The 15,337-nt window shown below is 73.0% G+C and carries 17 protein-coding genes and 1 riboswitch; of the genes, 1 reads left to right on the top strand and 16 read right to left on the bottom strand.

Annotated elements, in window-relative coordinates; translation table 11 throughout:
• The 9 genes from Aeryth_RS09680 to aroC form a co-directional block, all read right to left on the bottom strand.
• Positions 1-804: an ABC transporter permease gene (locus Aeryth_RS09680; protein WP_202967656.1), complete on the bottom strand. Its 804-nt coding sequence runs from the start codon at positions 802-804 to the stop codon at positions 1-3.
• On the bottom strand, positions 801-1,994 hold the full coding sequence (locus Aeryth_RS09685; protein ID WP_067857836.1) for a betaine/proline/choline family ABC transporter ATP-binding protein: 1,194 nt from the start codon (positions 1,992-1,994) through the stop codon (positions 801-803). The genes Aeryth_RS09680 and Aeryth_RS09685 overlap by 4 nt, the downstream gene beginning before the upstream one ends.
• Entirely contained in the window at positions 1,987-2,634 is a 648-nt protein-coding gene (locus Aeryth_RS09690; protein ID WP_067857839.1) for an ABC transporter permease, read from the bottom strand. The genes Aeryth_RS09685 and Aeryth_RS09690 overlap by 8 nt, the downstream gene beginning before the upstream one ends.
• Positions 2,635-2,764: 130 nt before the next feature.
• Entirely contained in the window at positions 2,765-3,169 is a 405-nt protein-coding gene (gene nusB / locus Aeryth_RS09695; protein ID WP_067857841.1) for a transcription antitermination factor NusB, read from the bottom strand.
• Entirely contained in the window at positions 3,169-3,735 is a 567-nt protein-coding gene (gene efp, locus Aeryth_RS09700; protein ID WP_470207146.1) for an elongation factor P, read from the bottom strand. Before efp ends, nusB begins: the two co-directional genes overlap by 1 nt.
• A complete protein-coding gene (locus tag Aeryth_RS09705) occupies positions 3,732-4,841 on the bottom strand; it encodes a M24 family metallopeptidase (protein ID WP_067857847.1) in 1,110 nt (369 codons plus the stop codon). The genes efp and Aeryth_RS09705 overlap by 4 nt, the downstream gene beginning before the upstream one ends.
• Complete coding sequence (locus tag Aeryth_RS09710) at positions 4,838-6,049, bottom strand: 3-dehydroquinate synthase family protein (protein ID WP_067857850.1); 1,212 nt, start codon at positions 6,047-6,049, stop codon at positions 4,838-4,840. The genes Aeryth_RS09705 and Aeryth_RS09710 overlap by 4 nt, the downstream gene beginning before the upstream one ends.
• Positions 6,046-6,561 carry a shikimate kinase gene (locus Aeryth_RS09715; protein ID WP_067857853.1) on the bottom strand — a complete coding sequence of 172 codons (516 nt, stop codon included), beginning with the start codon at positions 6,559-6,561 and terminating at the stop codon, positions 6,046-6,048. Before Aeryth_RS09715 ends, Aeryth_RS09710 begins: the two co-directional genes overlap by 4 nt.
• Positions 6,558-7,736 carry a chorismate synthase gene (gene aroC, locus Aeryth_RS09720; protein WP_067861575.1) on the bottom strand — a complete coding sequence of 393 codons (1,179 nt, stop codon included), beginning with the start codon at positions 7,734-7,736 and terminating at the stop codon, positions 6,558-6,560. Before aroC ends, Aeryth_RS09715 begins: the two co-directional genes overlap by 4 nt.
• Before the next feature lie 94 nt (positions 7,737-7,830).
• Positions 7,831-7,894: riboswitch (guanidine-III (ykkC-III) riboswitch) on the top strand.
• Positions 7,895-7,905: 11 nt separating this feature from the next.
• Between aroC and Aeryth_RS09725 the strand changes: the two genes are divergently transcribed.
• Positions 7,906-8,220 carry a DMT family transporter gene (locus tag Aeryth_RS09725; RefSeq protein WP_067857856.1) on the top strand — a complete coding sequence of 105 codons (315 nt, stop codon included), beginning with the start codon at positions 7,906-7,908 and terminating at the stop codon, positions 8,218-8,220.
• Positions 8,221-8,253: 33 nt separating this feature from the next.
• On the opposite strand, the gene Aeryth_RS09730 is transcribed toward Aeryth_RS09725, so the two are convergent.
• From Aeryth_RS09730 to Aeryth_RS09760, 7 genes are read right to left on the bottom strand one after another with little or no spacing between them, the layout of a single operon-like run.
• Positions 8,254-8,961 (bottom strand): prepilin peptidase, encoded by a 708-nt coding sequence (locus tag Aeryth_RS09730; protein ID WP_067857860.1) that lies wholly within the window; start codon positions 8,959-8,961, stop codon positions 8,254-8,256.
• Between the two features lie 9 nt (positions 8,962-8,970).
• Positions 8,971-9,807, bottom strand: coding sequence for a shikimate dehydrogenase family protein (locus Aeryth_RS09735; protein ID WP_083516380.1), 837 nt, complete (start codon positions 9,805-9,807; stop codon positions 8,971-8,973).
• Positions 9,800-10,927, bottom strand: coding sequence for an endolytic transglycosylase MltG (gene mltG, locus Aeryth_RS09740; RefSeq protein WP_067857863.1), 1,128 nt, complete (start codon positions 10,925-10,927; stop codon positions 9,800-9,802). Before mltG ends, Aeryth_RS09735 begins: the two co-directional genes overlap by 8 nt.
• A 7-nt stretch (positions 10,928-10,934) precedes the next feature.
• Positions 10,935-11,381: a Holliday junction resolvase RuvX gene (gene ruvX / locus Aeryth_RS09745; RefSeq protein ID WP_067857865.1), complete on the bottom strand. Its 447-nt coding sequence runs from the start codon at positions 11,379-11,381 to the stop codon at positions 10,935-10,937.
• A gap of 38 nt (positions 11,382-11,419) precedes the next feature.
• Positions 11,420-14,098 carry an alanine--tRNA ligase gene (alaS, locus tag Aeryth_RS09750; RefSeq protein ID WP_067857868.1) on the bottom strand — a complete coding sequence of 893 codons (2,679 nt, stop codon included), beginning with the start codon at positions 14,096-14,098 and terminating at the stop codon, positions 11,420-11,422.
• Positions 14,098-14,415 carry a DUF6167 family protein gene (locus Aeryth_RS09755; RefSeq protein WP_067857870.1) on the bottom strand — a complete coding sequence of 106 codons (318 nt, stop codon included), beginning with the start codon at positions 14,413-14,415 and terminating at the stop codon, positions 14,098-14,100. Before Aeryth_RS09755 ends, alaS begins: the two co-directional genes overlap by 1 nt.
• Complete coding sequence (locus Aeryth_RS09760; protein WP_067857873.1) at positions 14,412-14,942, bottom strand: hypothetical protein; 531 nt, start codon at positions 14,940-14,942, stop codon at positions 14,412-14,414. Before Aeryth_RS09760 ends, Aeryth_RS09755 begins: the two co-directional genes overlap by 4 nt.
• Positions 14,943-15,337: the final 395 nt, after the last annotated feature.

Consider the following 15,337-nt stretch of genomic DNA (forward strand, 5'->3'; position numbering starts at 1 on the left):
TCAGCCCACTCCCTTCGGGGCGGCGGCGATCTCGACGAGACGCGCCAGCCAGTCGATGAACAGGGCCAGGGCCGCGACCAGGATCGCGCCGACCACCAGCACGACGTCCTGCTGCAGCTTGATGCCGGTGGTGATCAGCTCACCGAGACCCCCGGCGCCGGTGAACGACGCCAGGGCCGCGGTGCCGACGATCAGCACCAGGGCGGTACGGACGCCGGCGACGATGACGCGCAGCGCGAGCGGCAGCTCGACGCGCACGAGGGTGCCGCCCGCCGAGACGCCCATGCCGCGCGACGCCTCGACCAGACGCTGGTCGACGCCGTCGAGACCGGTGACCGTGTTGGCCACGATCGGCAGGATGCCGTACACCGCGAGGGCGACGATCGCGCCCGTGGCGCCCACGTCGAAGATCACGGAGCCGAGGGCGATGAGGCCGATCGCCGGGGCGGCCTGCCCGAAGCCGGCGACGGTGATGATCGGCTTGGAGAAGCGTCGCATCGGACCCCGCGTCAACGCGATGCCGAGCGGGATCGCGACCAGGCAGGTCAGGAGCGTCGCGACGAGGCTGATGAACAGGTGCTGCCCGGTCAGGTCGAGCAGGTTGTCGACCGTGAGCGAGCGGCGCTCCACGTCGGTGACGTCCGCGGTGTTCACGTAGACCAGGCAACCGACGACCGCGGCGACGACGACGAGCGGCTGGCCGATCCAGCGACCGATGCCCGGACGGTCGACGGTGACGGTCGGGGTCGCCGCCTCGCCCCGCACGGCCGCGTCGTTCGCCGGACCGGCGGTGGTGGCGCTCACGGCTGCACCGGGTCGACGTCCGCAGCGCTGCTGCTGAGCTGCTGCATCGCCTGCATGATCGTCTCGACGCGGATGACGCCTTGGTAGACGTTGCGCCGACCCGTGACCACGACGACGCCGTGCGACGACGTGAGCATCTCATCGAGCGCGTCGTTGAGGGTCGAGGCGGAGCTGACGGTCTCGAGCTCCAGGTCGCGTGACACGCGGTCGAGCGCGCCGCCCCGCTCGAGCTCGCGGACGGAGACCCACCGCTGCGGGCGCTCCTGCGCGTCGAGGACGATCACCCAGTCGCGACCCTTGGCGCGGGCGTCCTGCGCAGCCGCGGCTGCGTCGCCGCCGACGTGCGCGACGGCGGCCTCGTGCAGCTCGACGTCACGCACGCGGGTGAGCGTCAGCTGCTTCAGGGCGGCACCGTGGCCGACGAAGCCCTCGACGAACTCGTTCGCCGGCGACGTCAGGATGGCCTCGGGCGTGTCGTACTGGACGATCCGCGAGCCGACGTCGAGGATCGCGATGCGGTCGCCGAGCTTCACGGCCTCGTCGAAGTCGTGCGTGACGAACACGATCGTCTTGCGCAGCTCCTCCTGCAGGCGCAGGAGCTCGTCCTGCAGCCGCTGGCGGGTGATGGGGTCGACGGCGCCGAACGGCTCGTCCATCAGCAGCACCGGCGGGTCGGCCGCCAAGGCCCGGGCCACGCCGACGCGCTGCTGCTGGCCGCCGGACAGCTCCCGGGGGTACCGGTCGCGGTACTGCTCGGGGTCGAGGTTCACCAGGTCGAGCAGCTCGTCGACGCGCGCGGCGACGCGGTCCTTCTTCCAGCCGAGCAGCCGCGGCACGATCGCGATGTTCTCGGCGACCGTGTAGTGCGGGAACAGCCCGGCGCCCTGGATGACGTAGCCGATGCGTCGGCGCAGGTCGTCGGCGTCCTGGTCGGTGACGTCCTCGTCGCCGATGTAGATGCGACCGCTGGTCGGCTCGATGAGCCGGTTGATCATCTTCATCGTCGTGGTCTTGCCGCAGCCCGACGGGCCGACGAGCATGACGATCTCGCCGGCGGGGATCTCGAGCGTCACGTCGTCGACGGCCGCGCCGGACTGGCCCGAGTACTTCTTGGTGACGTTCTCGAGCAGGATGCGCTGCCCGTGCGACTGCTGCCCGGACGTGGTGGTGGTCGTGGTGGTCTCAGACACGGATGCCCCTGGAGGTCGTGGCTCGGGTGAGCAGGTTGAGGACGAGGTCGAGCACGACGGCGAGGAGGATGATCCCGACCGTGCCCGCGACGATGGAGTACGTGGCGTTGGCCCCGCCGGTGCGGGAGATGCCCGAGAAGATGTAGCCGCCGAGGCCGGGCCCCAGCACGTAGGCCGCGATCGCGGCGATGCCCATGAGCATCTGGCCCGAGACGCGGACGCCGGTCATGATGACCGGCCATGCGAGCGGCAGCTCGAGCCGCACGAGCGTGGCCACCCGCCCCATGCCCATGCCGCGCGCCGACTCCACGAGCGCCTGGTCGACACCGGTGAGGCCGACGATCACGTTGCGCAGGATCGGCAGGAACCCGAAGAAGACCAGGGCGATGACCGAGGGCAGCACCCCGATGCCGACGACACCGACCAGCAGGCCGAGCAGCGCGTACGAGGGGAGCGTCAGCCCGACGGACGACAGCGCCTGCGCCGCGGCGGTGCCCCAGCGGGACCGGTAGGCCAGCACGCCGAGCACGATCGCCAGCAGCGTGGCCGCGGCCAACGTCTGCACCACCAGGCTCAGGTGCTGGTACGCCAGGAACGACAGCACCGACCATCGATCGTGGACGAAGTCGAGGAAGCCCACACGTCACCTCTCGTCAGGACGGTGACGCAGGCAGGAGCCGTCGTCCGCCGTCGCGGGTGCCTCGACGGTAGCGAACCTGGCCGAAGGTGCAACTGCGCGTGACGGCGCGTCGCCCCGCCGCGTCGACGGGTCAGGCGGGGGTGGCGACCTCGAGGATGCGGCTCAGGAGGCCGCCGACGAACTTGGGGCTGTCGTCGGTGGAGAGCTCCGCCGCGAGCTCGACGGCTTCGCTCACGGCGACCGGCCCGGGCACGTCGTCGACGTAGACGATCTCGAGGACGGCGACGCGCAGGAGGTTGCGGTCGACCCCGGGCATGCGGTCCAGCGTCCAGCCGCGGGAGTGCTCGGCGATGAGGCCGTCGATGTGCTGCTGGTGCTGCACGACACCCTCGACCAGCCGGACCGTGTAGGGGTTGACCGGCGGGTCGTTGGTCTCGCGCCGCGCCGCGAGCGTCCCGCCCAGGGGCAGGCCCTGGAGCTCGGACTCGAAGAGGATGTCGAGGGCGCGCTTGCGGTACTTGGTGCGCGCGCCCATCAGGCCTTCACGCGGCCGAGGTAGTTGCCGTCGCGGGTGTCGACCTTGACCTTCTCGCCGGTGGTGACGAACAGCGGCACCTGGATCTCGCGACCCGTCTCCAGGCGCGCGGGCTTCGTGCCGCCGCTGGAGCGGTCACCCTGCAGGCCCGGGTCGGTGTGCTCGATGAGCAGCTCGACCGAGAGCGGCAGCTCGACGTAGAGCACGCGGCCCTCGTTCGTGGCCACGGTGGCCTCCTGGTTCTCCAGGAGGAAGTCGGGCGCGCTGCCCATGGCCTCGGGCGCGATCTCGAGCTGGTCGTACGTCTGCACGTCCATGAACACGTAGTTCGTGCCGTCGTTGTAGAGGTACTGCATGTCGCGCTTGTCGACGGTGGCGGTCTCGACCTTGGTGCCGGCGTTGAAGGTCTTGTCGACGACCTTGCCCGACTCGACGTTCTTCATCTTGGTGCGCACGAAGGCGGGACCCTTGCCCGGCTTGACGTGCTGGAACTCGATGACGGTCCAGAGCTGGCCGTCGATGTTCAGCACCATGCCGTTCTTCAGGTCGTTCGTGGTGGCCATCAGGCGATCTCCAGGAGCTCGGTGGTCAGGTCGGTCAGCACCTCGGGGGTGCCCGTGGCGGCCGGCGTGACGAGGACGGTGTCTTCGATGCGCACTCCCCCGCGGCCCGGGACGTAGATGCCCGGTTCCATGGTGAGGACGGTGCGACGCTCCAGTGTACCGACGTGCGCCGCGGCGATGAACGGGTCCTCGTGGATCTGCAGACCCACGCCGTGGCCCAGGCCGGTGGTGAAGTGCTCGAGCCACCCGGCCTCCTCGAGGACGCCCCGCGCGACGGCGTCCACCTCGGCCACGGGACGACCCTCGCGCAACGCGTCGACACCGGCGGCCTGCGACGCACGCACCGCGGCGTGGACCTCGCGCTGCCAGGCGTCGGCGGTGCCGAGCACGACGGTGCGCGTGCAGTCGGCGTGGTAGCCGGCGACCCGCGCGCCGAAGTCGGTCTTGAGGAGGTCACCGGGCTGCAGCACCCGGTCGGTCGGGTGGTGGTGCGGCACGGCGGTGTTCGGGCCCGACGCGAGGATGGTCTCGAAGGCGACGGCCTCGGCGCCGAGCTCGAGCATGCGCCACTCGAGGTCGCGGGCGACGTCGCGCTCGGTCCGCCCCACCAGCGGACCCGCCCAGAGCGACTCCAGCGCGGCCGCGGAGACCCGGCAGGCCTCGCGCAGCGCCGCCACCTCCACGTCGTCCTTCGTCTCGCGCGCCCGCTCGACCACCCGGTCGGCGGCGACGAGGTCGACCCCGGGCGCCGCGTCACCCAGCGTCGCGTGGGCGTCGACGCTCAGCGTGTGCGTCTCGACGGCCCACGCTCCCCCGACGTCGGCGAGCCGCGGGCCCGCGACGCCGAGCAGGTCGCGCGTGATGGTGTGCTCGAGACCGGGCACCTCGGCCGCGGCCTGGTCGCGGTAGCGGCCGTCGGTGAGAAACAGTCCACTGCCGTCGGCGCGCAGCACGAGGGCGCCGTTCGAGCCCGTGAACCCGGTGAGGTACCGGACGTTGACCAGCGTCGTGACCACGAGGCCGGCCCGACCGGCGTCGGCGAGCGACGCACCCACGCGCTCGCGGCGACGCTGCAGCGTCTGCGCGTCCGGCGCCAGGGTCGTGCTCATCGGGCAGCGCCCGGTGACGACGAGGGAGCGGCGAGGGCCGCGAACGAGTCGCGCAGCGTCTGCTCGTCGGGGCCGGCGAGGATCGTCGTGCGTCCGAGGTCCTCGAGCACCACGAACCGCAGCTGGTCGCCGCGCGTCTTCTTGTCCAGACGCATCGCCGCGAGCAGCGGCGAGAAGGCGCCCGCCCACGTGGTCGGCAGCGACAGCGACGACAGCACGTCGCGGTGACGCTGCACGAGGTCGGCGTCGATAAGGCCGTGCCGGTGCGCCAGCTCCGCCACGTAGACCATGCCGACGCTGATCGCCTCGCCGTGGCGCACCGTGTACCGCTCCTCGCGCTCGATCGCGTGCCCCAGGGTGTGTCCGTAGTTCAGCGCCTCCCGGCCGATGCCGCTGTCGTCCTCGGCACCCCCGCCGGTGCTCTTCGCCGCCCACGGCCCGGCACCCCCGCCGGCGCCCCTCGCCGCCCACGGCCCGGCACCCCCGCCGGTCTCCCGCAGGTCGCCGGCGACGGTCTGCGCCTTCACCCGGATCCCCTTGGCGACCAACTCGGCGAGGATCGCCGACGTCGGGTCGAGCACGGCTCCCGTGCCGACGCCCTCGATCAGCTCCAGGATCGACGGGTCGGCGATGAACCCGCACTTCACCACCTCGGCGAGCCCGCTGCGCAGCTCCGCGGACGGCAGGTCGACCAGCAGGTCGAGGTCGCACAGGACGCCGACGGGCTCGTGGAACGCGCCGACGAGGTTCTTGCCGGCCGCGGTGTTGATGCCGGTCTTGCCGCCGACCGCCGCGTCGACCATGCCCAGCACCGTGGTGGAGACGTTGACGAACCGGACCCCACGCAACCAGCTCGCGGCCACGAAGCCGGCCAGGTCGGTCGTCGCCCCGCCGCCGAACCCGACCACGACGTCGGAGCGGGTGAAGCCGGTGCGCCCGAGGACGTCCCAGCAGTACTGCAGGACCTCGGCGTTCTTCGCGGCCTCGCCGTCGGGCACCTCGAGCAGGTGCACGTCGAGCGCCCGCGTCGCCTGCTCGCGCAGCAGGGTCGACCGGAGCCGTGCGGCGCGCTCGCGCAGCACCGTCGGGTGCACGATCGCGACCCGACGCACGTCGTCCCCGACGAGCGACGCGAGCTGGTCGCTCACGCCGGAGCCGACGAGGACGTCGTACGGGGCGGACGTCTCGACCCGGATGCGGACGGTCATGGGGTGGCGTTCTCCTGGATCAGCTGGTGGATGCGGGCGGCGACGTCGTCGGCGGTGAGGTCGTCGGTGACCACGGTGTGCGTGGCGAGGTCCTCGTAGACCGGGCGGCGCGCGTCCAGCAGCGCCTTCATGGTCGCGCGGACGTTGCCGAGGAGCAGCGGCCGGTTCGTGCCGAGGCCGACGCGCTGGGCGGCGGCGGACAGGCTGACGTCGAGGAAGACGACCTGCTGCTCGCGCAGCAGCCGCTGGGTGCCCGGGTGGAGGACGGCGCCGCCGCCCAGCGCCAGCACGCCGTCGTGCTCCCGCAGCGCGGTCGCGACCGCGGCGGCCTCGAGGTCACGGAAGTGCGCCTCGCCGTGCTCGACGAAGAGGTCCTGCACGCTCGAGCCCGTCGAGCGCTCGACGTCGACGTCGGTATCGCGCACGGAGGTGCCCAGGCGGTCGGCGAGGCGGTGCGCCACCGTCGTCTTGCCGGCGCCCGGTGCGCCGACGAGCACGACGACCGGCGTCACCGGTACCTCAGGTGCTCGCGGTACGCCTCGACGTTGCGCCGGACCTCCTCGACGGAGTCGCCGCCGAACTTCTCGGTGATCGCATCGGCGACGACCAGCGCGACCATGGCCTCGGCGACGATGCCCGCCGCGGGCACGGCGCACACGTCGGAGCGCTGGTGGTGGGCGCGGGTCTCCTCGCCGGTGCTGACGTCGACGGTGCGCAGCGCGCGCGGGACGGTCGCGATGGGCTTCATCGCGGCGCGCACGCGCAGCAGCTCGCCGGTCGTCATGCCGCCCTCGGTCCCGCCGGAGCGGCCGGAGACGCGGCGGATGCCCTCGTCGGTCGGGACGATCTCGTCGTGCGCGAGCGAGCCGCGCGTGCGGGCGAGCTCGAAGCCGTCGCCGACCTCGACGCCCTTGATGGCCTGGATGCCCATGAGCGCCGCCGCGAGCCGCGCGTCGAGGCGCCGGTCCCAGTGGGTGTACGAGCCGAGTCCGGGCGGCAGGCCCTCGACGACGACCTCGACGACGCCGCCGAGCGTGTCGCCGTCCTTGTGGGCGGCGTCGACCTCGGCCACCATGGCCGTGCTGGTGGCGGCGTCGAAGCAGCGCACCGGGTCGGCGTCAAGCGCCTCGACGTCGGAGTACCGGGGCACCACGCCGGCAGGGGCGGACACGGTCCCGAGCTCCACGACGTGCGACAGGACCGTCGCGCCCGTCGTCTGCTCGACGAACTTGGCCGCCACCTCGCCGAGCGCGACGCGGGCGGCGGTCTCGCGGGCGCTGGCCCGCTCAAGGACGGGTCGGGCCTCGTCGAAGCCGTACTTCTGCATGCCGGCGAGGTCGGCGTGCCCCGGACGCGGACGCGTGAGCGGGGCACCGCGCTTCAGGCCGTCGAGCACCTCGGGGTCGACGGGGTCGGCCGCCATGACCTGCTCCCACTTGGGCCACTCGCTGTTGCCGATCCGCAGGGCGACGGGGCTGCCCATCGACACGCCGTGCCGCAGGCCGCCGATCACCTCGAGCTCGTCGGCCTCGAAGCTCATGCGGGCACCGCGGCCGTAGCCGAGGCGGCGACGCGCCAGCGCGTCCTGGACGTCCTTGCTGGTCACGTGCACGCCGGCAGGGAGTCCCTCGAGGATCGCGACGAGCGCAGGTCCGTGGGACTCACCGGCAGTCAGCCATCGAAGCATGGGGGTCATTGTGTCAGGAACCGTCCTGCCGGGACCGAGCCGCCCGCCCCCGCACGCCCGGACGGGACACGCGCCCACGCCGTGCCATCATGGAGGCGTCCCCTCCCTGGGGGCTCGGACGAGGCTGCCGTACCCGACCAGCGCAAAGACGGCAGGTCAGGAGCCCGTCATGTCGTGGATCGTGCTCGTGGGGTCCGGCGTCCTCGAGGCGGTGTGGGCCACGGCCCTCGGCCGCTCCGACGGTCTCAGCCGGCTCGCCCCCACGGTCGTGTTCGCCGTCGCCCTCGTGACCAGCATGGTCGGTCTCGCGTGGGCCATGCGCGAGCTGCCGACCGGCACCGCCTACGCGGTGTGGGTCGGCATCGGCGCGACCCTCACCGCTGCGTGGGCGATGGCGCAGGGCGAGGAGCCGTTGTCGGTCGCCCGGGTGCTGTGCCTGCTGGCCGTCGTCGGCGGGATCGTCGGGCTCAAGCTGACGCACTGAACCACGACCTCCGACGGTCCCCGGCGCGAGCGGTCAGCCGTGCAGCAGCACCGCGAGCGGGGGCCCGAGGAACGCGCCGAGCACGAGGTAGGGGCCGAAGGCGAACGGGTCGCGGCGACCGATGCGGCCCGTCCGGTACAGGACGACGCCCGCGACGGCGCCGACGACGAACCCCGCGTACGTGCCGTACAGCGTCGCGCTCGGACCCACCGCCCCGAGGAGAAGGCCGACGAGGGCGGCGAGCCGGACGTCGCCGAAGCCGAAGGGCTGACGGACCCAGCGTCCCAGGGCGTAGACGGCGCGGAACACCGCGAAGACGACGACGTTGCCGAGGAGTCCCTTCAGCAGGATGCCGAGGTCGCCGGCCAGCAGGGCCGCGAGCGCGACGAGCACGAGGCACACCGCGTGCAGCGGCAGCGTGAGGAGGTACGGCAGCAGACGCGTGCGCAGGTCGACCCACGCCAGCCAGCTCCCTGCGCCGGCGAATATGGCCCATGCCGGCAGCAGCCACGGCTCGTCCAACCCGGTGGCGACCACGAGCAGCAGCAGCACCGACGTCAGCGCCAGCCCCGCTGCGAGGTGCGGACGACGGGCGAGCTCGACGTACGGCTCCTTGGGCGGCTCGTCCGGGTCGTCCTCGGGGTGCGGGGACGGCTCGGGCAGGCGCGCGATCGCGACGGGGCCGAGAGCCCCCAGGATCCCGGCCGCCAGCGCGGCGGCCACGACGTACGCGATGTCCACGCCCGCAGACTATGCGCTCGCGAGGACCTCCAGCGCGGCCCCGCGCACGACGTCGACGTCGACCGACGCACCCGTCATGAGGCGCAGCTGGAGGACGGCCTGGTGCGCGAGGAGGTCCAGACCGGTGACGACCGGGCGGCCGGCCGCCCTGGCCGCGACGCTCAGCCGCGTCGGCCAGGGGTCGTAGACGACGTCGAAGACCGCCGCCGCGTCGGCCGCCCAGGCGTCGGCCCGCTCCCCCGCCACGGACTCCGGGACGGTGGAGACCAGCAGGTCGACCGGACCGGTCGGCGACGTCGAGGCGTCGAGCACGCGGGCCTCCAGGCCGGCGGCGTGGACCGCGGCCACCGTCTCCTCGGCGCGGCCGACGTCGCGCACGACGAGCTCGACCAGACCAGCTCCCAGGCCGGCCACGGCGTGCGCGACCGACGCGGCCGTCGCGCCCGCGCCCAGGACGCGGACGACCGGCACGTCGACCACGCCGGCCTCCGACAGCGCGGCGCGCGCGCCGGGGACGTCGGTGTTGTCGGCGCGCACGTGGCGACCGCGCGGTCCCTGCTCCAGGAGCAGCGTGTTGGCGCCGCCGGCGGCACGCGCGACGTCGGTGACGCTGTCGGCGAGGTCGAGCGCGTCGCGCTTGTGCGGTGCGGTGACGGCGAGAGCCCGCCACGACGCGTCGAGGGCGTCGACGTGCGCCGGCAGCTCGCCAGGCGCGACGTCGACGGCCTCGAAGGTCCAGTCGAGGCCCAGCACCGCGTACGCGGCCCGGTGCATCGTCGGCGACAGCGAGTGCGCCACAGGGTGCCCGACGACGGCGCAGCGGCGGCCCGAGCCGTGGTCAGCCACCGCAGGAGCCGGCGCCGTAGACCTTCTGGCAGTCGGCCGTGTGCTTGGCAAAGCTCGTGTTGAAGATGGTGACGCCCTGCTTGTCGGCGAAGAAGTACAGCCAGTCGCCCTGCGCGGGGTTCAGTGCGGCCTCGATGGTCTTCTCCCCGGGCGAGCCGATCGGTCCGGGCGGCAGGCCGGTGTTCTGGTACGTGTTGTACTCCGACGGGTTGGCGCGCTCCTCGGGCGTCGTCCAGACGTCGCCCTCGCGCTTGCTCACGTACGACACGGTCGAGTCGAGCTGCAGCGGCATGCCGTCGGCGATGCGGTTGTAGAGCACCCGCGCGACCTTGGGGTAGTCCTCGTCGCGGGCGGCCTCGTACTCGAGGATGCTCGCGACCGTCAGCACGTCCTCCTTGGAGAGCCCGAGCGCCCGCGCCCGGGTGTCGATGTCGAGGTCGTTCTCGACGTCGAGAGTCTTCTTGACCATCTGCTGCAGCAGCTCGAGCGCCGTGGTCCCGGGCTCGACCGTGTAGGTCGCCGGGTACAGGTAGCCCTCGGGGTTGCCGTTCGCCTCCGGGGGCAGGCCGAGCTCCCTCGGGTCGTCGAGGACCTTCGTCACGTCGGCCTCGGGGATCTCCGAGCCCGCGGCGATCGCCTTGACGATCTGCCCGACGCGCGAGCCCTCGGGGATGACGACGCGTCCCTCGACACGGTTCGACGTGTCGGTCAGGCCGTCGAGGGCCGCCGCGGCCGACATCTTGCGGCGCAGCTGGTAGAAGCCGGGCTGGATCGTCGAGAACCGGTCGTCGTTGAGCGAGAGCTGGTAGAAGGCCTCGGCGGTCTTGACGACGTCCTGCTTGGCCAGGATGCGGGCCATGGCCTGCCCGTCCGCGCCCGACGGGATCTCCACGACGACCTCGCCGCTGCCCCGACCCGTGTAGTCCTGCGGACCGTTCAGGTAGGTGCCGGCCTTGTCCCAGACGACCTTGCCGCCGAAGACGATGCCACCGACGAGCGCGAGCACGAGGATGATGCGCCCCCACCGCGGACCTCGCCGCGGGGCACGTCGGCCTCCGGGGCGGGTCGCGCGACGGTCGCCCGGCTCGCTGCCGAGGATGTCGAGTCCGCTGTCGCTCACGTAGACCTCAGATCGTCTCGCCCGGGGCGCTGCCTCGGGTCCGTTCGGTGTCCAGGGCGGTCTGCAGGATCACCGCGGCCGCGGTCTGGTCGATCACCTGACGTCGTTTCCGTCCCGGACGCCCGCCCTCGCGGAGCAGGCTGTCGGCAGTCATCGTAGACATGCGCTCGTCGAACAGCCGGACAACCCGCGGATCGACGGCCTCGCGCAGACCCTGCGCGAACCCGCGCACCTTCGCCGCGGCGGGCCCCTCGCGACCGTTGAGCGAGACGGGAAGACCGACGACCAGCTCGAGCGCGTCGACCTCCTCGGCCAGGGCCACGAGGCGGGCGACGGCGTCGCGTCCGGCCGCCACCGTCTCGAGCGGCGTCGCGACCAGACCCTCGGGATCGCAGACGGCGACGCCGATGCGCACGTCGCCGACGTCGACCCCGAGCCTGCGGCCCCGCCTCATCGGTTCCGCCTCATCGGCCCGTCCTCATGCAGCCGCCGTCATCGTCCGACCGCCACGCGGACCGCGTCGAGCACGGCGGCGAAGGCTGCGTCGATGCCTGCGACGTCGGTGCCGCCGCCCTGCGCGACGTCGGGCTTGCCGCCGCCCTTGCCGCCGATCCGCTCGCCGACGACGCCGACGAGGGCGTTGGCCGCGAGCCCCCGCTCCTGCGCGGCGGGGGTGAGCGCCACGACCACGGAGGGACGGTCGTTCGCCGTCCCGACCACGACGACGACGGCAGCGCGGTCCTGCAGCCGGCCGCGCACGTCGAGCGCGAGGCTGCGCACGTCGCCACCGCCCACGCCCTCGGCGCGGTGCGTCACGACCGCGACGCCGTCGACGTCGACGGCCGCAGCGGCGACGTCGCCGGCGGCGCCCTGCAGCTCGGCCGCCTTGAGCTTCTCGAGCTCCTTCTCGGTGGCCTTCAGCCGGGCGAGGAGGTCGTTGACCCGGGTCGGGACCTCCTCGGGACGCGCCTTGAGCACGTCGGTGAGCTGGAGCACGAGGTCGCGCTCCTTCGCGAGGTAGGCGAAGCCCTCGAGGCCGGTGAGCGCCTCGATGCGCCGGTTGCCGGCGCCGACGGACCCGTCGGAGGTGACGACGACGGTGCCGATCTGGCTCGATCGGTCGACGTGCGTGCCACCGCACAGCTCGCGCGACCAGGGCCCGCCGATCTCGACGACGCGCACCTCCTCGCCGTACGTCTCGCCGAAGAGCGCGAGCGCGCCCCACTCCCGGGCCTCGGGCAGCGTCATGTACTGCGCCGAGACCGGCAGGTCCTCGCGCAGCGCCCGGTTCGACACGTGCTCGACGTCGTGCAGCTGCTCGGGCGAGAGCGCGCCGCTCCACCCGAAGTCGAGGCGCAGGTAGCCGGGGCGGTTGTAGGAGCCCGACTGGAGCGCCGTGGGGCCGAGCACCTCGCGCAGCGCCGCGTGGACGACGTGCGTGCCGGAGTGCGCCTGCCGCGCACCGAGACGCCACTCGGGGTCGACGTCGGCGGAGAGCTGCTCGTCGACGACCAGCTCGCCCTCCAGCACGCGCACCTGGTGGACGACCAGGCCCTTGATGGGGCGCTGGACGTCGAGCACCTCGGCGGTGCCACCGCCGTGGCCGGACCACGTGAGGGTGCCGGCGTCGGCGTTCTGGCCGCCGGACTCGGCGTAGAACGGGGTGCGGTCGAGCACGACCTCGCCGATGCTGCCCGCCGTGAGCGCCGGCACGGCCTCGCCTTGGCTCAGCAGCGCCAGGACCCTCGACTCCGTCGAGAGCGTCGTGTACGCCTGCCAGTCCGTCGGACCGTTCGCGTCGAGCGCGGCCCGGTAGGCGTGGGTGTCGGCGTGGACGCCCTTCTTGGCCTTCGCGTCGGCCTTGGCGCGTGCCTTCTGCTCGGCCATGAGGGCCCGGAAGCCGTCGGCGTCGACGCTGAGCCCCTGCTCCTGCGCCATCTCGAGGGTGAGGTCGATCGGGAAGCCGTAGGTGTCGTGCAGGGTGAAGGCGGCCTCGCCGGACAGCCCCGTGCCGCCGTCGGCCTTCACCTTCTGCGCCGCGACGTCGAAGATCTGCGTGCCCTTGCCGAGCGTGGAGCGGAACGCGTCCTCCTCGGCGTAGGCGACCTGCTCGATCCGCGGGAAGTCGGCCTCCAGCTCGGGGTAGGAGGCCTTCATGCGGTCGAGGCTGACGGGCAGCAGCTCCGGCAGCGCCGGGTCCTCGTAGCCCAGCAGGCGCATGGAGCGCACGGCGCGGCGCAGCAGGCGACGCAGCACGTAGCCGCGGGCCTCGTTGCCGGGCGTGACGCCGTCGCCCATGAGCATCAGGCCCGAGCGGACGTGGTCGGCGACCACGCGGAAGCGCACGTCGTCGACGTGGTTCGCGCCGTAGGTGCGTCCGGTCAGCTGCGAGGCGCGCTCGATGACGGGGAAGACCTCGTCGGTCTCGTAGAGGTTCTGCTTGCCCTGCAGGAGGTAGGCCACCCGCTCCAGGCCCATGCCGGTGTCGATGTTCTGGCTGGGCAGCGGGCCGACCACGTCGAACTGGTCCTTGGCGCGGACGTTGGTGATCTCCTCCTGCATGAACACGAGGTTCCAGATCTCCAGGAAGCGGTCCTCGTCGACGACCGGGCCGCCGTCGGGGCCGAACTCGGGGCCGCGGTCGATGTAGATCTCGCTGCAGGGCCCGCCGGGGCCGGGCACGCCCATGTGCCAGTAGTTGTCGTTGAGGTCGCGGTCCTGGATCCGCTCGTCGGGCAGCCCGGCGACGGAGCGCCACAGCTCGCGCGACTCGTGGTCGCCTTCCAGGACGGTGACCCACACCTTCTCGGCGTCGAAGCCGAGGCCGCCGTCGTCGACGTGGCCGGTGACGAGCCGCCACGCGTGCGTGATGGCACCTTCCTTGAAGTACTGACCGAAGCTGAAGTTGCCGTTCATCTGGAAGAACGTGCCGTGCCGCGTGGTCTTGCCGACCTCCTCGATGTCGAGGGTGCGCACGCACTTCTGCACGCTGGTCGCGGTGCCGTAGGGCGGCGTCTCCTGGCCGAGGAAGTACGGCTTGAACGGCACCATGCCTGCGTTCACGAAGAGCAGGTTCGGGTCCTCGAGCAGCAACGGCGCCGACGGCACGACGGTGTGTCCGGCGGCCTCGAAGTGGGCGAGGAAGCGGCGCCGGATCTCTGCGGTCTGCATCAGGGGTGGTCTCTCTCGTCGGGGAGGTCGGGGGCGGCGTCGTCGAGCGGTGCGGCGTCGAGCGGCGCGAGGGTCGTGGCGGGGCCGAGGGGCTCGGGATGGGGGTCGTCGGCGGCGAGCTCGCGGGCGAACCGGTGCTCGGCGGTCGTCATGCCGTCGCGGACCTCGTCGGCGAAGGCCCGCACGCCCGTGCCGAGCGCGGCGGCCTGGTCGATGAGTCCGGGCATCGACATGCGGTAGGCGGCGCGGCGTGCCTTGACGCTCGCGTAGACACCGGCGGCGGAGCCGGCGACGAACCAGATCAGCCGCGGGTTCATCGCTCCCCCAGCCACTGGTCGGCGGGCGCGGTCGGCAGCGCCGACGCGTGCGCGGCGCGGGCGGCGCGACGTCCGGCGCGCAGCCGCTCGCGGCGACGTCCGCGGTACTCGCGTCGCACCAGGGCGCTGATCCGGTCGCGGCTCTCGGGTCGCAGCGCGTGCGCGAGGCCTTCGGCGACGACCGCGAGCCGCACCTGGGGTCGGCTCAGCGTGGCCGCCACGACCTGGTCCTGCGTGGGCGGGACGACGACGCGACCCTCCACCACCCGGGGTGCGAGCGCACCGGACCGCTCCGAGACAGGCAGGTCCGTCCGCGGCGCGCGGGTGCGCTCCACGCGCACGAGCTCGCCGGGGACGACGGACGCGGCGACGTCCTCGTGCACGGGCTCGAGCGGCGGGGCCTCCGGCACAGCGGGCACGGGACCGCGGGCGACCCGACGGGCGGCGAGGACCGCCACGACGGCAGCGACCACGGTCACGACCGCGAGCACCGCGGTGGCGACCAGGACGACGACGTCGGAGGGCATGGTGTCGAGGTTACTAGGAACGGCGGCCCTGCTCCCGCGTGGGAGATGGGGTGCTGTGCTCGTGCGCGTCGAGTCCGGTGGTCGACACGGGGTCGCCCGGTCCCTGCGGACCGGACGCGAGGGGTGCCGGTGGTCCGGGCGGGCTGGGGCGTGGTGCCTGGAGCGTCTGGTCCCGCGGCTGCGCAGCGCGACGGGGGTCTCGACCCGCTGGTGCGCTGCCCCGGCCCACGCCGGGGATGGTCTCCGCAAGGGCCTCGACCGGGCGGCTGGGCGCGCCCTCGGCCTGGGCCCTCGGGCTGTGGCGAGGCTACGGGACGCACGAATCTGCGTTCGCGTGCGGTGGCGCCAAGGGTTCGGCCTTCGTGACGGGATCCGGACGCGAACGCAGCACCGTC

The organism is Aeromicrobium erythreum (assembly GCF_001509405.1).
Lineage (GTDB): Bacteria > Actinomycetota > Actinomycetes > Propionibacteriales > Nocardioidaceae > Aeromicrobium > Aeromicrobium erythreum.